A 21,807-nucleotide genomic window follows, 5' to 3' on the forward strand; every position below is an offset into this window, starting at 1 on the left:
TGCCGCAGGGAAGTGGGGTGAACCGTCCGGGTTGTTCAAGCCTCGGTAAGAGTCGTCCGGATCCATCCGCCGATGCGCCGGATGAGCCCTGGGGTGGCCGCGGTCTCCGCATGGCCGTAGCCGGGCTCGATCCACAGCTCCTTCGGCTCGCGGGCGGCCCCGTAGAGCTGGTGGGCGTGCTCGATCGGGAAGAACGCGTCCCGGTCGCCGTGGACGACCAGCAGCGGCGTGGGGCTGATCAGCGGGGCGGCCTCGTGCGGGGACAGCGGGATCGGGTCCCACGGGCCGCGGGCGATCCTGGTCCGCTTGGCGACGCGGGCGATGAGCCGGCCGAACGGCCGCTCGATCGCCCAGTGGACCTGCCGCATCGGCCGGGTGCCCCGGTAGTACCAGCGGGCGGGGCCGCTCACCGCGACCACGGCGTCCACACCGCCGTGCAGGCCCGCGTGGCGTACGGCGACCGCCGCGCCCATCGAGAACCCGACCACGGCGATCCGCCGGTAGCCGATGCTCCTGGCGTGCCGGACGGCGGAGTCGAGATCGAGCACCTCCAGGTCGCCCACCGTGGACGTGCCGCCGGACCTGCCGTGCCCGCGGAAGTCGAAGCACACCACCCCGCCGAAGCCGCTGAACACGTGCGCGATGCGCCGCGCGGTGCCGTTCCGCCAGCCTCCGGTGAAGCCGTGCGCCAGTACGACGCCCAGGTCGGCCCGCCGTTCGGCGGTGTCGCGGGGCGGTGTGTGCGCGGCGTCGATCCGCACGCCGTCCTTGGTGCGGAGCATCGCGTGGAAGTGCGGGGCGAGCGGCATGGGGTCGAGTGTAGGAAGGCCCGCGTCGGCGCAGGTGGACCGGGTGTCGGAGGACACACCGAAGAGGGCGTCAGGATCAACTAAAATAGTGCTGCCGCAAGGGTCCGCGGCCGATTCCCGATCACAGAGCGAGACTCCATCATGCCTATGCAGAGCCGCGACGACCTGCGGAACATAGCGATCATCGCGCATGTCGACCACGGCAAGACCACGCTGGTGGACGCCATGCTCTGGCAGTCCGGAGCGTTCCGGGCCAACCAGGACGTCGAAGACCGGGTCATGGACTCCGGCGACCTCGAACGCGAGAAGGGCATCACCATTCTCGCCAAGAACACCGCGGTACGACACGGTGACGTGACCATTAACATCATCGACACGCCCGGCCACGCCGACTTCGGCGGCGAGGTCGAGCGCGGCCTTTCCATGGTCGACGGCGTGGTGCTGCTGGTCGACGCGTCCGAGGGGCCGCTGCCGCAGACCAGGTTCGTGCTGCGCAAGGCGCTGGCCGCCAAACTGCCGGTCATCCTGTGCGTCAACAAGGTCGACCGTCCCGACGCCCGGATCGCCGAGGTCGTGGACGAGACGTACGAGCTGTTCCTCGACCTCGACGCGACCGAGGAGCAGATCGACTTCCCGATCGTCTACGCCTCGGCCAAGGCGGGCCGGGCGGGCATGGCACGCCCGGACGACGGCGGCATGCCCGACTCGCCCGACCTGGAGCCGCTGTTCTCCACGATCATGGAGACCATCCCCGCGCCGGTCTACGACCCCGCCGCCCCGCTCCAGGCCCACGTCACCAACCTCGACGCCTCCAGCTACCTGGGCCGGATCGCGCTGTGCCGGGTCCACCAGGGCACGATCAAGAAGGGCCAGCAGGTCACCTGGTGCCGGACCGACGGCTCGCTGGAGAAGGTCAAGATCAGCGAGCTGCTGATGACCGAGGCGCTGGAGCGCAAGCCCGCCGAGGAGGCCGGTCCCGGCGACATCATCGCCATCGCCGGCATCCCCGAGATCATGATCGGCGAGACGCTGGCCGACCCCGACGATCCGCGTCCGCTGCCGCTGATCACGGTCGATGAGCCGGCCATCTCGATGACCATCGGCACCAACACCTCGCCGCTGGTCGGCCGGGTCAAGGGGGCCAAGGTCACCGCCCGCATGGTGAAGGACCGGCTGGAGCGCGAGCTGGTCGGCAACGTCTCGCTGCGGGTGATCCCCACCGAGCGGCCCGACACCTGGGAGGTCCAGGGGCGTGGCGAGCTGGCGCTGGCCATCCTGGTCGAGCAGATGCGCCGCGAGGGCTACGAGCTGACGGTCGGCAAGCCGCAGGTGGTCACCCGGGTGATCGACGGCAAGGTGCACGAGCCGGTCGAGCGGCTGACGGTCGACTGCCCGGAGGAGTACCTGGGGGCGGTCACCCAGCTGCTGGCGGTCCGCAAGGGCCGGATGGAGCAGATGACCAACCACGGCACCGGGTGGATCAGGATGGAGTTCCTGGTGCCCGCCCGGGGGCTGATCGGCTTCCGTACCGAGTTCCTGACCGAGACCCGGGGCACCGGCCTGGTCCACCACGTCTTCGACGACTACGAGCCGTGGTTCGGCGAGCTGCGCACCCGTAGTTCCGGCTCGCTGGTGGCCGACCGGGCCGGGTCGGTGACCGCGTTCGCGATGCTCAACCTCCAGGAGCGCGGCTCGCTGTTCGCCGGGCCCGGCACCGACGTCTACGAAGGCATGATCATCGGGGAGAACTCCCGGGCCGACGACATGGACGTCAACATCACCAAGGAGAAGAAGCTCACCAACATGCGGGCCTCCACCTCGGAGGAGACCGAGAAGGTGATCCCGCCCCGGGTGCTCACGCTGGAGCAGGCGCTGGAGTTCATCCGCGACGACGAGTGCGTGGAGGTCACGCCGGAGACCGTGCGCATCCGCAAGGTGATCCTCGACGCGCCGACCCGCGGGCGGCTGGCCGCCCGCGCCAAGCGCGGGGGCTGACCTAGGGGCGGCCGGCCGCGGGGCGGTCGGCCGCGTTCCTCAGCTCGCGTTCGCTGCGGTCGGGGTAGAGGCGGCCGGGGCCGGGCATGTGGTCGCCGAGGAGTTCGGAGACGGTGACGAAGGTGTAACCGGCGCGGGCGAGTTCGGACAGGATGCGCGGGGCCGCCTCGACCGTGGTGCGGTGGATGTCGTGCAGCAGCACGATCGTCCCGGGCGGGGCGGCGACGGCGCGGCGCGTGATCAGGGCGGGGCGGCGGTCCCGCCAGTCGACCGTGTCGACGTCCCAAAGGATCTGCGCGAGCCCGTGGCCCTCGGCCACCCGCGCCACCAGGCGGTTCGTCGCGCCGTACGGCGGGCGCATGATCCGCATCCGGGTGCCCGTGGCGCTGCGCACGATCTGCTGGGTCCGGCGCAGCTCGGCCTCGATCAAGGGTCTGCGCAGGTCGGTGAGCATCGCGTGGTCCCAGGTGTGATTGCCCACCTCATGGCCCTCGGCCACCATCCGCCGCAACCCGGCCGCGCCACTGGCGGCCACCATCCGGCCGACCACGAAGAAGGTGGCCTTGGCCTGATGCTCGGCGAGCATGTCCAGCAGCTTGGCGGTGTAGCGGTAAGGGCCGTCGTCGAAGGTCAGCGCCACGCACTTGAGCGCGGCGCAGTCGAGCGCCCGCGGCCGGAACGCACCGAACGCGGTGGGCCACTCGGGCTGCACGGCGGCCAGCCGCTCGGCCAGCTCATGCGGCGGAATCACCTCTTCCACCCGCCCCACGGCCCGCTCTTCCTTCTCCGCCTTCTGCCCACCACCCCCACACCCGGCGATCGACACCACCACCAATGCCGCAATGATCTTTTTGCTCCACAACACCGGGGCCGCCCTTGCTGGTTGGTGTGGGCCGGCGGTGGGGGGCGGCCGAAAGCCCGGCGGGGTGTCATGGATAGTCCTGGGCCGACTCCCCCCGCAGAATTCTGGCCAGGTCCTCCCACCATGGTGGGACATCGGCCTGCAGTTCGGCGTAACGACGCGCCACCCGGACGGCACATCCGACCGGATCGCTGCCGGAGTGGTGGTGCCGGACCGGCCCCTCCCGCCAGCGGTAGCTTCCGTCGCGGAAGCTCACCACGAGTCCGATCCACACCGAGAGCGTGGAGTCATCGCAGACCTCGTACGCGTCGGTGACTCCCAGACCGATCAGCTCGGCCCGGAGCTTTCCTATCGCCGCTTGGGCCTCAGTCACCAGCGGCCAACTCCCGCGTCTTGCACAGAGAGTGATGTACCCACCATCGAGGCCCGAGTTCGCCTTACCGGCCCGGTTGCTACCCGATCGTAATCGAACGCGTGAGACGCCCCACTAGCGACGGTCGGGAAGCTCGGCGGGCTCGGTGACGACCATCATGAAACGGCAGGTGGTGGCGCCGCGGTTGGCGTAGCGGTGCGGGCGGTCGGCGCTGAACAGGGCGGCTTCGTCCGTGCCGACGTGGTAGTCCTGGCCGAGCACGGTCAGGGTCAGCTCGCCCTCGATCACGGTGATCATCTCGCGGGTGCCCGCAGGGTGCGCGTCGCCGTCGTGGTGCTCCCCCGGGGCGAGCCGCCAGTCCCACAGTTCCAGGATCGCCGGGGCGTCGGTACCGACCAGCAGCCGCGCCGACCCCTCGCCGTGCTGGAACGTGACCACCCCCGAGCTGCCGACCACCCGGACCACCGGGGTGTCGGCGACCTCCACGAGCCGGGCCACGGTGACGCCGAGCGCGTCGCCGATGCGGGCCAGCGTGGTCACGCTGGGGTTGGTCCGGGCCTGCTCGACCTGGACCAGCATGCCCCGGCTCACGCCGGACCTGGCGGCCAGCTCGTCCAGGGTCATCCGGCGGTGCGCGCGCTGTGCCCGCACGTTGTTCGCGATGGCCGCGGCGAGCGCCCCGTTGTCGTTGGACATGCAGTGCATTCTAGTGAACCTGATTTGCAGTTGATTGCACTGCTCTGGTGTACTTTGTTGCACTAGTAGGCCAGCTCAGTGAACCGGAGCCCCCCTTGACCGCAGTCGTCCTCGCCACCGCGTGCGCGCTGGTGTACGGCACCGCCGACTTTTTCGGCGGGCTGGCGACCAGGCGTTCCCGCCTGCTGGCCGTCGTCGTCCTGTCGCAGTTCTCGGGGCTGGCCCTCGTGGCGGCGGTGCTGCCCGCGCTGCCCGGTTCGCCCTCCGTGGACGCGCTGCTGTGGGGCGTGGCCGCGGGCATGTCGGGCACGGCCGGGCTGCTGCTGTTCTACCGGGCCCTGGCCTCCGGCACCATGTCGGTCGTCGCGCCCACCACGGCGACCACCTCGGCCGCCGTGCCGGTGCTGTTCGGGCTGGTGTCCGGGGAGCGTCCCACGTTCACCGCGCTGGCCGGGGTGGTGCTCGCGCTGGCCGCCGTACTGCTGGTGAGCCGTGGGCCGAAGGGCGCGGCAACCGCCACCGCGACGGCGCCGCTGCTGTCCGCGCTCGCCGCGGGCGCGGGGTTCGGCGGCTTCTTCGTCCTGGTCGCCCAGGCCCCGCACGACGCCGGGCTGTGGCCGCTGGCCGGGGCCAGAACGGTGTCGATCACGCTGGTCGTGGCGCTCGCCCTGGTCACCCGGCGCACGCTGCGGCCGGGGCCGCGGGCGCTGCCCATCATCGCGTTCGCCGGGGTGCTCGACATGAGCGCCAACGTGCTCTACCTGCTGGCCGCCCAGCGCGGGCTGCTCAGCCTGGTGGCCGTCCTGGTGTCGCTGTATCCGGCGACCACGATCCTGCTGGCCAGGTTCGTGCTGCGGGAGCGCCTGCGCGGGCTCCAGGTGGGCGGGGTGGTCATGGCGCTCGCCGCGGTCGCGCTGATCGCCACCGGGTAGCCCGGGCCGCCGAACATTGTCAGCATCGGCGGGCACTTGTTACGTTCATCACCGTGCAGCCCGAGCGGGCACTTTTCGGATCGGGGTCGTTCGCGCACATCGCTGCGCCGTACGGCTCCGATGAGAGCTACCTGCGCCTCGTCCTGCCGCTGGTCGGCGAGGCGCTGCGGGAAGGCCACGACATCCTCGTGGTGACCGGTCAGCCGATGCTGGACCTGCTCGCCGAGATGCTGGGCGAGGACGCGGCCCGGGTGGACCGGCGGCTCAAGACGACCTGGTACACCCACCCGGCGCGCACGCTGACCGCCTACCACGAGTACGCCGAGCCGTGGGCCAAACGGCAGACGCTGCTGGTCGGCGAGCCGGTCTGGCTCGGGCGCAAGGAACGCGACATCCGGGAGTGGATCAGGTACGAGGCGGCCATCAACCTGGCCTTCGCGGACGCGCCGATCGTGGCGCTGTGCCTGTACGACGAGCGGGCGACGCCCCCGCAGGTGCTGGAGGACGCCATGCGCGCCCACCCCTGGACCCTGAACGGCCAGGGCCTGGACCTCAGCCGCGGCTACGTCCCGCCGCAGCACTTCCTGCTCAGCGGCGACGAGCTGCCCTTCCCCGAGCCCCCGCCCTCCCGCGTCGTCGTCGCCTTCACGCCGCGCGACCTGAGCCGGGTACGGCAGGTCGTCGCGGCGGCGGGCGAGGGCGCGGGCCTGGACCGGGACACCGTCGGCTCACTGGTGCTCAGCGTGTCGGAGATCACCGCCAACACCGTGGAACACGGCGGCGGTTCGGGCTCGGTGGCCATCTGGACCGCGGGCAGCGAGCTCATCTGCGAGATCGCCGACCCCGGAGGACGCCTGGACCTGCCGCTCCCCGGATTCCTGCCGCCCCGCCCGGAGTCGCCCCGCGGCTACGGCCTGTGGATCAGCCGCCAGCTCTGCGACCTCGTGGAGACCCGCCACACCGCGGGGATCCTCCGGGTCCGTCTGCACATGATCCTGCCCTGACCGGGTCAGAGGAAGTCTCTGATCAGCCGGGCCACGTCGGCGAGGTGGCTTTCCAGCAGGAAGTGGCCGCCGTCCAGGAGGTGGATCCGGGCGTCGGGGACGTCATCGGCGAAGGCGCGGGCGCCTTCCGGGCCGAAGATCTCGTCGTTCCGGCCCCAGACGGCGAGCACGGGCGGCCGGTGCTCGCGGAGGTATTCGTGCAGGCGGGGGTAGAGCGGCAGGTTCGTGGCGTAGTCCAGCAGCAGGGCCAGTTGCACGCGGTCGTTGCCGGGGCGGGAGACCAGGGCGTGGTCATGGTGCCAGGTGTCCGGGCTGACCAGGGTCTCATCGGGCACGCCGTGCAGGTACTGCCACTTGATCGCGTCCAGGGTGAGCCCCGCGAGGACGGCCTTCTCGGCCTCGGGGGTCTGCTCGCGGTGGAAGTCCCAGACGAACCCCCAGAAGTCCTGAACGAAACCGGCCTCGTAGCCGTTGCCGCTCTGGGTGATGATCGCGGTGATCGCGCCGGGGTCGTTCAGGGCGAGCCGCCAGCCGACCGGGGCCCCGTAGTCCTGCACGTAGATGGCGTAGCGGGAGACCCCGAGCTGGTCCAGCAGGCCCGCGGTCAGGTCGGCGAGGGCGTCGAAGGTGTAGCCGAACTCCTCGGCGGGCGGCGCGTCGGACAGCCCGAACCCGAGGTGGTCGGGAGCGATGACGTGGTAGCGGTCGGCGAGGGCCGGGATGAGCTCGCGGAACATGAACGAGCTGGTCGGGAAGCCGTGCAGCAGGACGAGCGCGGGCGCGTCCGCCGGTCCGGCCTCGCGGTAGAACAGCCGCCGGCCCTGCACGGTCGCGTAACGATGGTGGACGGTCGCCATGGCTAACCCCTTAGAATCGGTTGAGTGGTTAGACTCAAGCATCATCGACTCTAACCTGTCAAGTGCTCTATAGGGGTTAGGTAATGCTCGAGACGACGACACCGGCGGACGAAGACGTGCTTCTGGACGTGCTCAACAGCACTCCGATCATCGACGGGGTCCACCAGGACCTCCTGGCCGATCCGGCCGAGGCGCGCGCCTGGCTGCGGCAACGCGGAGGTGACGGGTCGGCGGCGGAACGCGACGCCGTCCGACAGGTCAGGGACACGCTGCAAGGGGTGGTCCGCGGGGACCTGCCGGTGGGCGCGCTGGAGCCCTTTCTCGGCGGTGTGGGTTACCGCCCGGGCACTTCAGAACAGGGCCTTGAGTGGTCCCTGGAGGTACCGCCCGAGCGGGCGCTGAGCGTCAGGGTCATGCTGACCTGGGACGCGCTGCGGCGGACGCGCCCCGGGCGGCTACGGCCGTGCGCGAACGACGAGTGTCGGTTGTTCCTGCTCGACCGCAGCAAGACGAACCGGGCGCGCTGGTGCTCCATGGCCGCGTGCGGCAACCGCATGAAGGCCCGGCGGCACTACCAGCGGACGCACCGGCCGCAGGAGTGAGGCGGCGGGCTACACGGCCACCGGGACGCGCAGCGCGCCGACCTCGCGGGCGTAGCCCTCCAGCATGCCGCGGAGCTGCCGCCGGCCGCGGTGCAGGCGGGACATCACCGTGCCGATGGGCGTGCCCATCCGCTCGGCGATCTCCTTGTAGGCGAATCCCTCGACATCGGCCAGGTAGACGGCCTCCCGGAACTCGTCGGGGAGCGACCGCAGGGCGTTCATCACGACGTTGTCGGGCAGCGCGTCGAGCGCCTCGGACTCGGCGGAACGGAGCCCCGTCGACATGTGGGACTCGGCCGCGGCGAGCTGCCAGTCCTCGATGTCCTCCGTCGCCGACAGCTTGGGCGAGCGCTGCTTCTTGCGGTAGTCGTTGATGAAGTTGTTGGTCAGGATGCGGTGCAGCCACGCCTTGAGGTTGGTGCCCTCGCGGAACTGGTGGTACGAGGTGTAGGCCTTGGCCACGGTCTCCTGCACGAGGTCCTCGGCGTCGGCCGAGTTGCGGGTCAGGCGCATCGCGGATGCGTACAGTTGCGCGGTGACGGGCACGACGTCGCGTTCGAACCACGCCTGGCGCTGCTCTTCGGTCATAGAGATCATGTCGTATCCCCCTCGTACTCTTCCCCCCGTAACCACACGGCGGTGGGCATGACGCGCCCATCCGCTTCTTTGGCGGCTACGTCATGGTCCCAGGCAGGCCGTAATGGTTTCGTTAAGAGTCTTTCCTGCTCAGGGGGTCTAGCGTTACCCGGGCATGCGGCGGACGTACTCACACCAAGGGCCGGGCAAGTCTCATTAGGATAACACTGTCCGCTCGATTCGGTGCAAAGTGTGGCAGGCATCACACCGAATGCTCTATGGCTACCGTGGTCGTCATGCACCAAGCCGATCGTCACGACCCCGCGGTCCGCCGCTGGGTGGCCGAGGCCATCCGCCAGGTCGAAGCCGACGCTCACAGAAGTTGTGATACCCACCTCCACGTCTTTCCGCTGCCCGCGCGCTGGGACGTAAACCTCTACCTGAAAGACGAGTCGGTGCACCCAACGGGTTCACTCAAACACCGGCTTGCCCGCTCGCTTTTCCTGTACGGCCTGGCCAACGGCTGGATCGGTCCGGAAACGACCATCGTGGAGGCGTCCAGCGGCTCGACCGCCGTCAGCGAGGCGTACTTCGCGCGCCTGCTCGGCCTGTCCTTCGTCGCGGTCATGCCGGAGTCGACGTCGCCGGAGAAGATCGCCCTGATCGAGTTCTATGGCGGCAAATGCCATCTGGTCGAGGATCCGTCGGCGATCTACGAGGAGTCGCACCGGCTGGCCGCCGAGTCCGGCGGGCACTTCATGGACCAGTTCACCTACGCCGAGCGGGCCACCGACTGGCGGGGCAACAACAACATCGCCGAGTCCATCTTCCAGCAGATGGAACTTGAGCGCTATCCCGAGCCCGACTGGATCGTGGTCGGCGCGGGTACCGGCGGCACGTCCGCCACCATCGGCCGCTACATCCGCTACCGCCGCCACGCCACCCGCCTCGCCGTGGTGGATCCCGAGGGCTCGGCCTTCTACCCGGCCTGGACCGGCGGTGACTACGCGGCGACCGCGCCGGGCTCGCGCATCGAGGGCATCGGCCGCCCGCGGGTGGAGCCGTCGTTCCAGCCCTCGGTGATCGACCGCATGATCCAGGTGCCGGACGCGCTGTCCATCGCGGCGATGCGCTGGGTACGCGAGGTGACCGGCCTGAACGTCGGCGGCTCCACCGGCACCAACGTGGCGGCGGCCGTGCGGATCCTCACCGAGATGCGGCAGACCGGCGAGCGGGGCAGCGTGGTGACGCTGATCTGTGACGGAGGCGAGCGGTACCGCGCCTCTTACGACAACGACGCCTGGCTCGCCGAGCGCGGCATCGACATCGGCCCCCATCTCGCCGATCTGCGGGAGTTCTTCAGCCGGTAGTGGCCGGGTCCACCTTGAAGGTGGTGGCCAGGTCGTCCAGCATGGCGTCGGCGCCGAGCAGGCCCACCGCGCTCATCCAGGTCAGGTCCGGGACCTCGTGCTTCTCCCCCTTGAGCCGGCCCCACAGCGGGTTACCCTCGAACTTCTGCTTGATCTCGTCGACGGCCGGGTCGGGGTAGACCGCCACGAAGATGTGGTCGGCGTCGAGCTGGGCGATGTTCTCCTGGCTGATGTTCACCGCGATCTCGTCGCTGGTGGGCTGGTCGGCGGGACGCGGGAAGCCAACGTCCTTCAGCACCACGCCGGAGTAGGACTTCTCCACGTACAGGCGCACGGTCGGCTCCCCGGCGAACCGCACGACGGAGACCGTCGGGAGCTTCCCGTCGTTCTTCTCACCGATCGCCTTGCCGATCGCGGCGGCCCGGTCCTCGTACTGCTTGATCTTGGTGTCGGCCAGGTCCTCCTTGCCGAGGGCCTGGCCCATCAGGCGCAGGTTGTCCTTCCAGATGGCCCCGGTGGTCTCGCTGAACACCGTGGGCGCGATCTTGGACAGCTTGTCGTACAGCGCCTCGTGGCGGACCTTGGCCGAGACGATCAGGTCCGGCTTGAGCGCGATGACCTGCTCCAGGCTCGGGGCCTCCAGGGTGCCCACCGCCTTGGCCGCCGTGCCGTACTTCTGCAGCGCGCCGCCGAGGTAGTCGGGCAGCTTCTCGTCGATGGCCCGGTAGGTCGTGAACCCGACGACCTCGGTCTCCAGGCTCAGCACGGCATCGACGAAGCTCTGGTCCAGCGCCACCACTCGTTTCGGCTGGGCCGGAATGGTCGTCTCGCCCATCGCGTGCTTGACCGTGCGCGGGTAGGAGGCCGCCGGGGACACCGGGGACGCCGGGGACTCCGTGGTGGTGGACGCCGGCTGCGCCGCCTGCGGGGTGCTCGATCCGCATGCCGACAGGCCGGCGCTGAGCACCGCTCCGGCCAGGCACGCGAGCAGGGCGCGCGACACTCTCATCGGCTGTTTCCTCCGTAGAACTTAAAACCAAGGTAAGGCTAACCTCATTGAGATTAGCTTTCCCTTACCTGGCATACTCCATGGGGTCACAGTACGGAGAGGAGCACGGGTGAGCACCACCGCGCCGCCGTACCGCGCGCGCCCGTCCGCCCCGCTCCACGCCATCCAGCGGCGCCGCACGCTCGTCCTCGGCGCGCTGCTCGCCGCGCTGGCCGCCGCCGTGCTGCTCAGCGTCACCATCGGGGCCAAGTCCGTGCCACTGGGCGACACCTGGCAGGCGCTCACCGCCCCCACCGGCACGGAGAACGACATCGTCATCCGCACCCTGCGGGTGCCACGGACCGCGCTCGGCGTCATCGCCGGGATCGCGCTGGGCGTCGCGGGCGCGCTGATGCAGGGCCACACCCGCAACCCGCTCGCCGACCCGGGCCTGCTCGGCGTCACCCAGGGCGCGGCGTTCGCCATGGTGGCGGCCATCATGGTGTTCGGCGTGTCCAGCCTGTACGTCTACATCTGGTTCGGGCTGGCCGGGGCGCTCATCGCCAGCGTCGGGGTGTTCGCGCTCGGCATGGCCGGCGGGCGCGGCGGCCCCACGCCGGTCACGCTGGCCCTGGCCGGGGCCGCCGTCAGCGCCTTCCTCTACGCGCTCACCTCGGCGATCGTGCTGCTGGACGAGCGGGCCATGGACACCTTCCGGTTCTGGCAGGCCGGGTCCATCGCCGGGCGGGGCTCCCCGATCGTCTGGCAGGTGCTGCCGTTCGTCGCGGCCGGGCTGATCCTCGCCCTGGCCAACGCGCCCGGCCTGAACGCGCTGTCCCTCGGCGAGGACGTCGCCCGCGGCCTCGGCCAGAACGTCACCCGCACCCGCGCCGTCGGCATCGTCGCCATCACGCTGCTGACCGGGGCGGCGGTGGCCGCCTGCGGGGCGGTCGCGTTCATCGGGCTCATGGTCCCGCACCTGGCCAGGCCGCTGTCCGGCCCCGACCACCGCTGGCTGCTGCCCTACGCCGGGCTGATCGGCGCGGCCCTGATGCTGGCGGGCGACGTGCTCGGGCGCGTGCTGGCCTGGCCGGGCGAGCTGGAGGTCGGCGTGGTGCTGGCGCTCGCCGGCGCACCGTTCTTCGTCGCGCTGGTCCGGCGCAGGAAGCCGGTGCGGCTGTGACCACGCTGGTGCGGGCCGTACGGCTGGGCGGCGCCTCCTGGCGGCTGCGCCCACGGGCCGTACTCGTCACCGTCATCGGACTCGCCGCCCTGGCCCTGCTCATGGCCCTGAACATGCGCATGGGCGACCTGGAGATGAGCCTCGCCGAAGTCGTCGGCGGGATGACCGGGGACGGCCCCGCCAACCTCGTGATCATGGAGCTGCGGCTGCCCCGCGCCCTGACCGGCGCACTGGTCGGCATGGCCCTCGGCATGGCGGGCGCGATCACCCAGGCCATCGCCCGCAACCCGCTGGCCAGCCCCGACATCCTGGGCGTCACCACCGGCGCGAGCGTCACCGTGGTCGCCGTCATGGTGTCCACCGGCTCGATGTACGGCGGGGTGAGCGGCGCGCTGGCCGGCGTGGGCGTCCCCGTCGTGGCCCTGGCCGGCGGCCTGCTCGGCGGGCTCGCCGTCTACCTGCTGGCCTGGCGCGGCGGACTGGACGGCTACCGGCTGGTACTGGTCGGCATCGGCGTGTCGGCCGTGTTCACCAACGTGAAGTACTGGCTGTTGACCATCGGCGACGTCAACGACAGCACCCGGGCCATGACCTGGATCAGCGGCTCGCTGCACGGACGCGGCTGGGAGCACGTCGCGCCGGTGGGGCTGGCGCTGGCCGTACTGCTGCCCGCCGCGCTGTTCGGCGGGCGGTCACTGGCCGCGCTGCGGTTCGGCGACGACACCGTCACCGGTCTCGGCGTACGGACCAACCTGGCCAGAAGCCTGATGATCCTCGTCGCGGTGCTGCTCGCCGCCGTCGCCACGGCCTCCGCGGGACCGATCTCGTTCGTCGCGCTCCCGGCCCCGCAGATCGCGCTGCGCCTCGCCGGAGTGGCCCATCCGCCGCTGGTGGTCTCCGCCGTCGTGGGCGGTGTGCTGACCACGGGCGCCGACCTCGTGGCCAGGACCATCTTCGCGCCCATCGAGCTCCCCGTCGGCGTCGTCACCGCGGTCCTCGGCGCGCCGTACCTCGTCTACCTGCTCATCCGCGCACGCCGGGAGGCCCGCACATGAGACTTCAGGCCGTGGGCGTGCGCCTCGGGTACGGCGAGCGGATCGTCGTGGACGGGCTCGACCTCGGCGTCGAGCCCGGCACCATCACCGCGATCATCGGACCGAACGGCTGCGGCAAGTCCACCCTGCTGCGCGCCCTCGGCCGGCTGCTGCGGCCGACCGGCGGCGAGGTACTGCTGGACGGCAAGCGGATCGACAAGATCCCCAGCAAGGAGGTCGCCAAGGTCCTGGGGGTGCTCCCGCAGGCCCCGACCGCGCCCGAGGGGCTGACCGTCGCCGACCTCGTGGCCAGGGGACGCCATCCGCACCAGAGCTGGTACCGCCAGTGGTCGTCCGACGACGAGGCCGCCATCCAGGAGGCGCTGTCCATGACCGGCCTGCTGGACCTCGCCGAACGCCCGCTGGACGAGCTGTCCGGCGGCCAGCGGCAGCGCGCCTGGATCTCCATGGCCCTGGCCCAGGGCACCGACCTGCTGCTCCTGGACGAGCCGACCACGTTCCTCGACCTCGCCCACCAGGTCGAGGTGCTCGAACTGGTCCGCCGCCTGCACAGCGACGCCCGGCGGACCATCGTCATGGTGCTGCACGACCTCAACCTGGCCGCCCGCTACGCCGACCGGCTGGTCGCGATGCGCGACGGCCGGATCGTCGCCGCGGGCGTGCCGCACGACGTGCTCACCGAACAGATGCTGCTGCGGGTCTTCGAGCTGGACGCCAAGGTCATCGCCGACCCGGTGGCCGGTACGCCGCTGGTGGTGCCGATCGGCACCAGGCACGGCGCGCCGTCAGTCGCCCAGTAGGGCGTCCACGAAGACCTCGGGGTCGAACGGCGCCAGGTCGTCGGCCCCCTCGCCGAGACCGACCAGCTTGACCGGCACGCCCAGCTCACGCTGCACGGAGATGACGATGCCGCCCTTGGCGGTGCCGTCCAGCTTGGTCAGCGCGATGCCGGTGACCGCCACGGCCTCGGCGAACACCTGGGCCTGGCGCATGCCGTTCTGGCCGGTGGTGGCGTCCAGCACCAGCAGGACCTCATCGACCGTGGCCTTCTTCTCGATGACCCGCTTGACCTTGCCCAGCTCGTCCATCAGGCCGGTCTTGGTGTGCAGGCGGCCGGCGGTGTCGACGATCACGACGTCGGCCTTGTCGGTGATGCCCTTGTCGGTCGCGTCGAAGGCGACGGACGCGGGGTCGCCGCCCTCGGGGCCGCGCACCACTTCCGCGCCGACCCGCTCGCCCCAGGTCTGCAACTGGTCGGCGGCGGCGGCGCGGAAGGTGTCGGCCGCGCCGAGCACGACCTTCTTGCCGTCGCCGATCAGCGCGCGGGCCAGCTTGCCGGTGGTGGTGGTCTTGCCGGTGCCGTTCACGCCGACCACGAGGACGACGGCGGGGCGCTCACCGTGCGGCGCGGTGTGCAGAGTGCGGTCCATGTCGGGGCCGACCTGGGCCAGCAACTGCTCCCGCAGCAGGCCCCTGGCCTCCTCGTGGGTACGGGTGCCGAGCACCTTGACCTTGGTGCGCAGCTCCTCGACCATCGCCCGCGACGGGCTCACGCCGACGTCGGCGGTGATCAGGGTGTCCTCGATCTCGTCCCACGCGTCGTCGTCGAGCCGGTCCCGGGACAGCAGCTCCAGCAGGCCCTTGCCGAGCGCGTTCTGGGAGCGGGCGAGGCGGGCGCGCAGCCGCACCATCCGCCCGGCGGACGGCGGCGGCACCTCCACCTCGGGCTTGACCGGCGGCGGCACCACGACGGGCGGCGCGGGCGGCGGCACCGTGGTGGTGGCCCCTTCCCCCTCCTCCCGGGCGGGCGGCCTGGCCGCCTCCTCCCGCTTCTCCTCCACCGGAGGCTTGGGAGGGGCCGGGGGAACACCCTTGCCCCCGGGCCGGAACAGCAGGAAGAGACCGCCGGCCGCCAATAGGGCGACGACGACCACGATCACGATGATGCCGAGGTAACCGTCCACGCCGCCAGTTTTCCATGTTTGTTGTGTTGATGGCGCTCGCTCCGCTCGCGCGGGGCCCGGGCGCCCTCAAGGTCGCGCCCTCCGCTCCTCGCTCAGTCGTTCGTCCCTCACTCCATCGCTCGTCGCTGCGGACACGACCGCGCCCGGGCCGTGCGTGGTGGCGGCAGGTGCGTCACTTGGAAGTGCACATGGCGCTCGCTGTGTTTATGCGCTCGCTTCGCTCGCGCAATACCTTGCCCTCGTGGGGCGAGGGCGATCAAACACGTTCGCGTAGGCGTTGGCTGACGACCTGGGTCACTCCGTCGCCGCGCATGGAGACGCCGTAGAGGGCGTCGGCGATCTCCATCGTCCGCTTTTGGTGGGTGATGACGATGAGTTGTGAACTTTGTCGCAATTCTTCGAACAGCGTCAGCAGGCGCTGTGTGTTCGTGTCGTCCAGGGCCGCCTCGACCTCGTCCATCACGTAGAACGGCGACGGCCTCGCCTTGAAGATGGAGATCAGGAAGGCCACGGCCGTGAGGGAGCGTTCGCCGCCCGAGAGCAGGGACAGGCGCTTGACCTTCTTGCCCGGGGGCCGGGCCTCGACCTCGACGCCCGTGGTGAGCATGTCGCCGGGGTCGGTGAGCAGCAGCCGCCCCTCACCCCCCGGGAAGACCCTGGAGAAGATCGTCTCGAACTCCCGGGCGACGTCCTCATAGGCGGCGGCGAAGACCTGTTCGACCCGTTCGTCCACTTCTTTGACCACGAGCATGAGGTCGCGCCTGGTCTTCTTGAGGTCTTCGAGCTGCGAGGTCAGGAACGCGTGGCGCTCCTCCAAGGCGGCGAACTCCTCCAGGGCCAGCGGGTTGACCTTCCCGAGCTGGGCCATCTGGCGTTCGGCGACCTTGGCCCGCTTCTCTTGCTCCTCGCGCACGTACGGGACCGGTTCGGGGTCGGCGGGCACCGGTACGTCAGGGCCGTACTCCGCGACCAGCGAGTCCGGCTCCACGCCGAACTCCTCCATCGAGCGTTCCTGCATCCGCTCCAGCCGCAGCCGCTGCTCGGTGCGGGCGACCTCGCTACCGTGCGCGCGGTTGACCAGTTTGTCCAGTTCGCCGCCCAGTTCCCTGACGCGGACGCGGACCGCCTTCAGCTCGGCGTCGATCTGGCCCCTGGCCAGCTCGGCCTCGTCGCGCTCGGCCGCCGCCAGCGCGATGGACGACTCCAGCGCCGCCAGCGCCCGTTCCGCGCCCTCCACCACGGATTGCGCCACCGCTGCCTGACGTCTGCGGCGGGCGCGTTCGGCGGCGGCGGAGGCGCGTTCGGCGCGCTCGCGTTCGGCGGCGTTCAGCAGTGCGTCGGCGCGGCCCGCGATCCCGGAGACGCGTTCCTCGGCCGTGCGCACGGTCAGGCGGGTCTCCATCTCGGCCTGCCTGGCGACCTCGCAGGTCGCGGCCAGCTCGTCGCGGATCTCGGTGGTGGGCTCGGCCTCAAGCTCCTCCCCCGCCTCGGCCTCGGCCAGCCGTTCCGCAAGCTCGGCCAGGCCCGCCGCCTCGCGGTCGCGGGCCTCCTCGGCGGCGCGTACGCCGCCCGCCAGGCGGGCGCACTCCGCCCGCGCGGCCTCGGCCGCGGCGGCGAGCTGGGCCAGCTTGCTGGCCGCCGCGGCGGCCAGCCGGTCGGACTCGCGCTGCCTGGCGCGTACCGCGTCCAGCGCCGCCTGGGCGGCGCTCAGCCCGCCCTGCGCGCCGGTCACGCCCGCCTGGGCCTCGGCCACACGGCCCTCGGCGGCCTCGACCGCGCCCTGCGCCTCCCGCTCGGCGGCGACCGCCGCCGCGAGGTCGTCCGCGGTGGTCTCGGCGGTCGCGACCGCCCGCGCGAGGTCGGCGACCGCCTCGTCCAGCACCGCGCGCACCTGGAGCGCCGAGTTGCCCTGCGCCGATCCGCCCGCCGCCAGGTGCGCGCCGACCAGGTCACCGTCACGGGTCACCGCGCGCAGCCCTGGATGGGCCTGTACGAGCGCCTGAGCGGCCGGGAGGTCCGCTACCACGACCACGTCGCCGAGCAGGCCCGACAGCGCCCCGTGCAGCGTGTCAGGCGCGCTGACCAGGTCCAGCGCCCACTCCCCCGCCACCCCGGGACGTCGCCCGTCGGCCGCCGGGGCCGCGATGACCAGCGTGGACCGGCCTTCGTCACCGGATCGCAGGTACGCGAGGGCGTCGATCGCCTCCGTCAGGGAGGCCAGGGCCACCGCGTCGGCGGCCGGGCCGAGCGCCGCGGCGATGGCGGCCTCCGCGCCCTGCCGTACGGTCATGACCGCGGCCAGCGGGCCGAGCACGCCGGGCAGACCGGCGGACAGCAACGCGCCCGCGCCGTCGGCCGCCTGGGAAATACCCAGCTCAAGGGCGTCGCGGCGGGCCTGGAGCGCGGCGATGGCGCGCTGCGCCTCCTGGTCGGTGCCACGCGCGGCGGCGACCGCCGACCGGGCCTCGGCCAGTGCCCCGCGCGGACCCTCCAGCCCGCGCCTGGCCGCCGTCACGCCCTCCTGGGCGGCCTCGACCGCCTCCCTGGCGGCCTCCACCCCGGCGACGGCGATCTCGATCTCCTCGGCGAGCCGGGGGTCGGCGGCGGGCCGGGCGCTCTGCTCCGTGTCGTGGCCGGCCTGGGCGAGCGCGGCGCGTTCCTCGGCCTCGGCGAGCCCTTGGGTCAGCCGTCCGATCTCGTCGTGCGCCGCCGCGACCCTGCTGCGCACCGCGCCGACCTGCCCGCGCAGCCTGGCCAGCGCCTCACGCCGGTCGGCCGCCGCGCGGGCCGCCATGGCCAGCCTGCGCTCCTCGGTGGCCAGCGCGCCCTCCGCCGCCTGGCGGCGCGACACCGCGGCCTCAAGGGCCGCCTGGGCGGTCTCCAGCTCCTCGCCCAGCTCCAGCTCCTGGGCGCGGACCTCGGCGGCCTCCCGCTCGTAGTCCTCCGGGTCGCGGCCCCTGCGGTCGATCGCGGCGGCGTCGGCGGCGTTCCTGTGCCGCTCGGCGGCCAGTCCGGAAAGGCCGCGCAGCCGGTCCTTCAGCGAGGACAGCGCGAAGAAGGTCTCCTGGGCGGCCCGCAGCCGCGGCTGCGCGGACTGCTCCGCGGCCTCCAGCTCGCTCTCCTGGAGCTGGCCCTGGGCCAGCTCGGTCTCCACCTGGGCGCGCCTGGTCTGTACCGCGGCCTCGTCGGCCGCCTCCCTGCGCAGGATCTCGCGGAGCGTCAGCACGTCGTCGGCGAGCAGCCGCAACCGGGCGTCGCGCAGGTCGGCCTGGATGACCGCGGCCTTCCTGGCGATCTCCGCCTGGCGGCCGAGCGGCTTGAGCTGGCGGCGCAGCTCGGTGGCGAGGTCCTGGACGCGGGTCAGGTTGGCCTGCATCGCGTCCAGCTTGCGCAGCGCCTTCTCCTTGCGCTTGCGGTGCTTGAGCACGCCCGCGGCCTCTTCGATGAAGGCCCGGCGGTCCTCAGGACCGGCGTGCAGCACGGCGTCGAGCTGCCCCTGCCCGACGATGACGTGCATCTCGCGGCCGATGCCGGAGTCGGACAGCAGCTCCTGGATGTCGAGGAGGCGGCAGGTGTCGCCGTTGATGGCGTACTCGCTCTGGCCGGACCTGAACATCAGCCGGCTGATGGTGACCTCGGTGTAGTCGATCGGCAGCGCGCCGTCGGTGTTGTCGATGGTCAGCGTGACCTCGGCGCGGCCGAGGGGGGCGCGCGAGGAGGTGCCGGCGAAGATGACGTCTTCCATCTTGCCACCGCGCAGCGACTTGGCGCTGTGCTCGCCCATCACCCAGGCCAGCGCGTCGACCACATTGGACTTGCCGGAGCCGTTGGGGCCCACCACGCAGGTGATGCCGGGCTCGAACCGCAGGGCGGTGGCAGAGGCGAAGGATTTGAAACCGCGCAGGGTGAGGGTCTTCAGATACACGGATCCGGTCATCCCTCCCTTGACAGGCGACGGCTAGCGGGAAAGCCTACCGCCCTCCTGCCTCAGGGGCCGGAAATGACGAGGGACGCCTCCCCGAGGCGTCCCTGTGCGGATTCTCGTGATGACCCGGCCCTCTCAGGTGAGGGCCGGTTCGCGATCCTGCAGGCGCGAGAACGTCTCCTCTCGGGACTGCGCCGAGAGGGCGTCGTTCTGTGCCTGGAGCCGGATGAGCTCTGCCTCCAGGTCGCGGATGCGCTGCTGGAGACGGCGCACTTCCGAGACCATTCGAGGATCAGGACCACCGACGTGGCCGAGTAGAGCCTTCGCCATGGTAAAGGGTCCTCCACGCTGAGTGACCAGACTGGTTCGCGCACTTCATGCCGCGGGAGGGGTGCGCGTGGTTCTTATCAAGAGTCGCACCGGTGCGATGAGCGGTCAAGTTGAACGCTCTGCCTCATGCCCCAGTGGGCACTCCCAAGGTATAAATGTACCGCATTTGGGGGGTATAGCGGAAGTCGCTATCTCTCCTCAAAGCCCGTCAAACCACCTCGAACCTCGCTCCACCGCTCAACCACTCCATCGACCCGGCCCGGCGTGTCGCAACCCCGCAGCGCCGCGAGCAGCTTGACACAGGCTTCCCGATCACCCTCGGCGACCACTTCGACGCGGCCGTCCGGCATGTTGCGCGCATGGCCGCTGAGCCCGAGTTCCAGGGCCCGCGCGCGGGTCCACCAGCGGAAGCCGACCCCCTGCACCTGCCCCCTGACCCAGGCGGTCAGTCGCGCTGCGTCACTCATGACCGCCCCCGGGGCCGTACTTGACAGCGAGGGCAACTATAAGAAGACCGATTCATAAAGGGCTCCCTGACCACCGGTGTCCCGCATCGGCCGCAGGGCAGGTCACGTCTGCCGTAAACCGCGAGCGACCTGTCGAAGTATCCGCTCTCCCCGTTGACGTTGACGTACAGGCTGTCGAAGGACGTGCCGCCCTGGTCGAGGGCGTCGGCCATGACCTCGCGCACGCCGCGTAGCAGTTCGCCGATTTTCGGACGGGTCAGCCGCTCTGTCGGGCGCGCCCAGTGCAGGCCGGCCCGCCACAGCGCCTCGTCGGCGTAGATGTTGCCGACGCCGCTGATCAGCGACTGGTCCAGCAGCGCGCGCTTGACCTCGGTGTGCCTGGCGCGCAGCCGCCGGGTGAAGTCCTCGTCGTCGAAGGACTCCTCCAGCGGGTCGGGGGCGATGTGCACGATCGGCGCGGGGACCGGGCGGGCCAGGTCGACCATCTCGGTGACCAGCAGGTGCCCGAACGTGCGCTGATCGACGAACCGCAGCTCAGGACCACCGTCGGTGAACGACAGGCGCACCCGCAGGTGCTTTTCCACCGGCGAGGCCGAGTCGGTGACCAGGAGCTGGCCGCTCATCCCCAGGTGCGCCATGAGCGCGTCGCGCCCGTCGCCGAGCGGCAGCCAGAGGTACTTTCCGCGCCGCTCCGCGGCACGCACCTCGCGGCCCTCCAGGCGGGCCGCGAACTCCGCCGCGCCCGGCAGGTGGCGGCGGATCGCCCGCGGGTGCAGGACCTCCGCCTTGGCGATCGTACGGCCGGACACCCACTGGTCCAGGCCCCGCCGTACGACCTCCACCTCGGGTAGTTCAGGCATGCTCGCGCCCCTCCCCTGTCCCTGAGACCCGCGCGATCAGCTCGCCGCCTGCTCCGGGTCGCGCAGGGCCCGGATGCGGTTCCAGGCCGCCTCGGCCGCCTGCTGCTCGGCCTCCTTCTTGCTGCGGCCCGCGCCGAAGCCGTACTCGACGCCGCCCACCCTGACCACGGCGGTGAAGGACTTGGCGTGGTCGGGACCGCTCTCCTCCACCTGGTACTCGGGGACGCCGAGCGCTTCGGCGGCGGTCAGCTCCTGCAGCGAGGTCTTCCAGTCCAGCCCGGCGCCGAGCGAGGCCGAGCGGGCGATCAGCGGGTCGAACAGCAGGTGGACCACCCGGAACGCCTCGTCCAGCCCCTTGTCCACGTAGACCGTGCCGATCAGCGCCTCCAGCGTGTCGGCCAGGATCGAGGACTTGTCCCGGCCGCCGGTGCCCTCCTCGCCCCGGCCCAGCCGCAGGAAGCGGCCGAGCTTCAGCTCCCTGGCCACGTCGGCGAGCGCGCGCATGTTGACCACGGCGGCGCGCAGCTTGGCGAGCTGCCCTTCGGGCAGATCGGGGTGGTTGCGGTAGAGCGTGTCGGTCACGACCAGCCCGAGCACCGAGTCGCCGAGGAACTCCAGGCGCTCGTTGGTGGGCAGCCCGCCGTTCTCGTAGGCGTAGGAGCGGTGCGTCAGCGCGCGCTCCAGCACCCCGGTGTCCAGGCGGACGGCCAGAATCCGCTCAAGTTCGTCTCTGGCGACCTCGACGGCCACCGGCTTGGGGCCTGTGCCCACGTCTCCTCCTCGCGGAACCGATGACACCCGGCGTGACGTTCGTCACTCCGGGTCGCGGTGGCGTGAGGGAAGCGGATGCCCGAGAACGTGGTGGGCGCCGGGAGGGCTCCGGCAGACCCCGGCGTCCACCACGGCCGCGGGCGAGTCAGCCACCGCTCGCGCCGACGGCGAAGCCGACCAGCGGCCAC

Annotated in this window: 21 protein-coding genes; 8 read left to right on the forward strand and 13 right to left on the reverse strand. The window is 71.3% G+C overall.

Features of this window, described 5'->3' with window-relative positions:
• Positions 1 to 35: 35 nt before the first annotated feature.
• A complete protein-coding gene (locus DP939_RS25830; RefSeq protein ID WP_113983364.1) occupies positions 36 to 809 on the reverse strand; it encodes an alpha/beta hydrolase in 774 nt (257 codons plus the stop codon).
• Between the two features lie 141 nt (positions 810 to 950).
• On the opposite strand from DP939_RS25830, the gene typA reads away from it, so the two are divergent.
• Positions 951 to 2,804: a translational GTPase TypA gene (typA, locus tag DP939_RS25835; protein WP_113983365.1), complete on the forward strand. Its 1,854-nt coding sequence runs from the start codon at positions 951 to 953 to the stop codon at positions 2,802 to 2,804.
• Between the two features lies 1 nt (position 2,805).
• On the opposite strand, the gene DP939_RS25840 is transcribed toward typA, so the two are convergent.
• The 3 genes from DP939_RS25840 to DP939_RS25850 form a co-directional block, all read right to left on the reverse strand.
• A complete protein-coding gene (locus DP939_RS25840) occupies positions 2,806 to 3,669 on the reverse strand; it encodes a polysaccharide deacetylase family protein (protein WP_225878496.1) in 864 nt (287 codons plus the stop codon).
• A 64-nt stretch (positions 3,670 to 3,733) separates the two neighbouring features.
• Positions 3,734 to 4,039 carry a hypothetical protein gene (locus DP939_RS25845; protein WP_113983367.1) on the reverse strand — a complete coding sequence of 102 codons (306 nt, stop codon included), beginning with the start codon at positions 4,037 to 4,039 and terminating at the stop codon, positions 3,734 to 3,736.
• Positions 4,040 to 4,153: 114 nt separating this feature from the next.
• Positions 4,154 to 4,735, reverse strand: a complete 582-nt coding sequence (locus DP939_RS25850; RefSeq protein ID WP_113983368.1) for a helix-turn-helix domain-containing protein — start codon at positions 4,733 to 4,735, stop codon at positions 4,154 to 4,156.
• 95 nt (positions 4,736 to 4,830) lie between these two features.
• Between DP939_RS25850 and DP939_RS25855 the strand changes: the two genes are divergently transcribed.
• Together DP939_RS25855 and DP939_RS45540 are read left to right on the forward strand one after the other, a co-directional pair.
• Positions 4,831 to 5,667 (forward strand): DMT family transporter, encoded by an 837-nt coding sequence (locus DP939_RS25855; RefSeq protein ID WP_113983369.1) that lies wholly within the window; start codon positions 4,831 to 4,833, stop codon positions 5,665 to 5,667.
• A gap of 53 nt (positions 5,668 to 5,720) precedes the next feature.
• Positions 5,721 to 6,671, forward strand: a complete 951-nt coding sequence (locus DP939_RS45540; RefSeq protein WP_158578693.1) for a sensor histidine kinase — start codon at positions 5,721 to 5,723, stop codon at positions 6,669 to 6,671.
• Positions 6,672 to 6,676: 5 nt separating this feature from the next.
• Here DP939_RS45540 and DP939_RS25870 read toward each other — a convergent pair whose 3' ends face one another.
• Positions 6,677 to 7,528, reverse strand: a complete 852-nt coding sequence (locus tag DP939_RS25870) for an alpha/beta fold hydrolase (RefSeq protein ID WP_113983371.1) — start codon at positions 7,526 to 7,528, stop codon at positions 6,677 to 6,679.
• An 83-nt stretch (positions 7,529 to 7,611) separates the two neighbouring features.
• Here DP939_RS25870 and DP939_RS25875 point away from each other — a divergent pair, with 83 nt between their 5' ends.
• Positions 7,612 to 8,130 (forward strand): CGNR zinc finger domain-containing protein, encoded by a 519-nt coding sequence (locus DP939_RS25875; RefSeq protein WP_113983372.1) that lies wholly within the window; start codon positions 7,612 to 7,614, stop codon positions 8,128 to 8,130.
• A 9-nt stretch (positions 8,131 to 8,139) separates the two neighbouring features.
• Here DP939_RS25875 and DP939_RS25880 read toward each other — a convergent pair whose 3' ends face one another.
• Positions 8,140 to 8,727: a sigma-70 family RNA polymerase sigma factor gene (locus DP939_RS25880; RefSeq protein WP_111166031.1), complete on the reverse strand. Its 588-nt coding sequence runs from the start codon at positions 8,725 to 8,727 to the stop codon at positions 8,140 to 8,142.
• Between the two features lie 275 nt (positions 8,728 to 9,002).
• Between DP939_RS25880 and DP939_RS25885 the strand changes: the two genes are divergently transcribed.
• Positions 9,003 to 10,076, forward strand: coding sequence for a PLP-dependent cysteine synthase family protein (locus DP939_RS25885; RefSeq protein WP_113983423.1), 1,074 nt, complete (start codon positions 9,003 to 9,005; stop codon positions 10,074 to 10,076).
• Here DP939_RS25885 and DP939_RS25890 read toward each other — a convergent pair.
• Positions 10,066 to 11,085, reverse strand: coding sequence for an ABC transporter substrate-binding protein (locus tag DP939_RS25890; protein ID WP_113983373.1), 1,020 nt, complete (start codon positions 11,083 to 11,085; stop codon positions 10,066 to 10,068). The two genes, DP939_RS25885 and DP939_RS25890, sit on opposite strands and share 11 nt — an antisense overlap.
• Before the next feature lie 109 nt (positions 11,086 to 11,194).
• On the opposite strand from DP939_RS25890, the gene DP939_RS25895 reads away from it, so the two are divergent.
• The 3 genes from DP939_RS25895 to DP939_RS25905 are packed head-to-tail and all read left to right on the forward strand — an operon-like array spanning position 11,195 to position 14,102.
• Entirely contained in the window at positions 11,195 to 12,247 is a 1,053-nt protein-coding gene (locus DP939_RS25895) for a FecCD family ABC transporter permease (RefSeq protein WP_113983374.1), read from the forward strand.
• Complete coding sequence (locus tag DP939_RS25900) at positions 12,244 to 13,302, forward strand: FecCD family ABC transporter permease (protein ID WP_225878497.1); 1,059 nt, start codon at positions 12,244 to 12,246, stop codon at positions 13,300 to 13,302. Before DP939_RS25895 ends, DP939_RS25900 begins: the two co-directional genes overlap by 4 nt.
• Positions 13,299 to 14,102 (forward strand): ABC transporter ATP-binding protein, encoded by an 804-nt coding sequence (locus DP939_RS25905; protein ID WP_113983375.1) that lies wholly within the window; start codon positions 13,299 to 13,301, stop codon positions 14,100 to 14,102. The genes DP939_RS25900 and DP939_RS25905 overlap by 4 nt, the downstream gene beginning before the upstream one ends.
• On the opposite strand, the gene ftsY is transcribed toward DP939_RS25905, so the two are convergent.
• The 6 genes from ftsY to rnc all read right to left on the reverse strand — a co-directional run bounded on the left by ftsY (position 14,088) and on the right by rnc (position 21,562).
• Positions 14,088 to 15,266 (reverse strand): signal recognition particle-docking protein FtsY, encoded by a 1,179-nt coding sequence (ftsY, locus tag DP939_RS25910; RefSeq protein ID WP_113983376.1) that lies wholly within the window; start codon positions 15,264 to 15,266, stop codon positions 14,088 to 14,090. The two genes, DP939_RS25905 and ftsY, sit on opposite strands and share 15 nt — an antisense overlap.
• Positions 15,267 to 15,522: 256 nt before the next feature.
• Complete coding sequence (smc, locus tag DP939_RS25915) at positions 15,523 to 19,191, reverse strand: chromosome segregation protein SMC (protein WP_113983425.1); 3,669 nt, start codon at positions 19,189 to 19,191, stop codon at positions 15,523 to 15,525.
• A 135-nt stretch (positions 19,192 to 19,326) separates the two neighbouring features.
• Complete coding sequence (locus DP939_RS25920) at positions 19,327 to 19,521, reverse strand: hypothetical protein (RefSeq protein ID WP_111166026.1); 195 nt, start codon at positions 19,519 to 19,521, stop codon at positions 19,327 to 19,329.
• A gap of 188 nt (positions 19,522 to 19,709) precedes the next feature.
• Complete coding sequence (locus DP939_RS25925; RefSeq protein ID WP_113983377.1) at positions 19,710 to 19,988, reverse strand: acylphosphatase; 279 nt, start codon at positions 19,986 to 19,988, stop codon at positions 19,710 to 19,712.
• Positions 19,985 to 20,848 carry a bifunctional DNA-formamidopyrimidine glycosylase/DNA-(apurinic or apyrimidinic site) lyase gene (mutM, locus tag DP939_RS25930; RefSeq protein WP_113983378.1) on the reverse strand — a complete coding sequence of 288 codons (864 nt, stop codon included), beginning with the start codon at positions 20,846 to 20,848 and terminating at the stop codon, positions 19,985 to 19,987. The genes DP939_RS25925 and mutM overlap by 4 nt, the downstream gene beginning before the upstream one ends.
• A gap of 36 nt (positions 20,849 to 20,884) precedes the next feature.
• On the reverse strand, positions 20,885 to 21,562 hold the full coding sequence (gene rnc, locus DP939_RS25935; RefSeq protein WP_225878505.1) for a ribonuclease III: 678 nt from the start codon (positions 21,560 to 21,562) through the stop codon (positions 20,885 to 20,887).
• Positions 21,563 to 21,807 lie beyond the last annotated feature (245 nt).

The organism is Spongiactinospora rosea (assembly GCF_003315795.1).
Taxonomy (GTDB): domain Bacteria; phylum Actinomycetota; class Actinomycetes; order Streptosporangiales; family Streptosporangiaceae; genus Spongiactinospora; species Spongiactinospora rosea.

What these genes read in the sequence shown, in the direction of transcription:
- DP939_RS25880 (WP_111166031.1), bottom strand. Translation starts at nt 8,727, where the DNA reads ATGATCTCTATGACCGAAGAGCAGCGCCAGGCGTGGTTCGAACGCGAC.
- DP939_RS25905 (WP_113983375.1), top strand. Translation starts at nt 13,299, where the DNA reads ATGAGACTTCAGGCCGTGGGCGTGCGCCTCGGGTACGGCGAGCGGATC.
- DP939_RS25925 (WP_113983377.1), bottom strand. Translation starts at nt 19,988, where the DNA reads ATGAGTGACGCAGCGCGACTGACCGCCTGGGTCAGGGGGCAGGTGCAG.
- mutM (WP_113983378.1), bottom strand. Translation starts at nt 20,848, where the DNA reads ATGCCTGAACTACCCGAGGTGGAGGTCGTACGGCGGGGCCTGGACCAG.
- DP939_RS25890 (WP_113983373.1), bottom strand. Translation starts at nt 11,085, where the DNA reads ATGAGAGTGTCGCGCGCCCTGCTCGCGTGCCTGGCCGGAGCGGTGCTC.
- DP939_RS25870 (WP_113983371.1), bottom strand. Translation starts at nt 7,528, where the DNA reads ATGGCGACCGTCCACCATCGTTACGCGACCGTGCAGGGCCGGCGGCTG.
- DP939_RS25830 (WP_113983364.1), bottom strand. Translation starts at nt 809, where the DNA reads ATGCCGCTCGCCCCGCACTTCCACGCGATGCTCCGCACCAAGGACGGC.
- DP939_RS25885 (WP_113983423.1), top strand. Translation starts at nt 9,003, where the DNA reads ATGCACCAAGCCGATCGTCACGACCCCGCGGTCCGCCGCTGGGTGGCC.
- DP939_RS25875 (WP_113983372.1), top strand. Translation starts at nt 7,612, where the DNA reads ATGCTCGAGACGACGACACCGGCGGACGAAGACGTGCTTCTGGACGTG.
- DP939_RS25920 (WP_111166026.1), bottom strand. Translation starts at nt 19,521, where the DNA reads ATGGCGAAGGCTCTACTCGGCCACGTCGGTGGTCCTGATCCTCGAATG.
- typA (WP_113983365.1), top strand. Translation starts at nt 951, where the DNA reads ATGCCTATGCAGAGCCGCGACGACCTGCGGAACATAGCGATCATCGCG.
- DP939_RS25850 (WP_113983368.1), bottom strand. Translation starts at nt 4,735, where the DNA reads ATGTCCAACGACAACGGGGCGCTCGCCGCGGCCATCGCGAACAACGTG.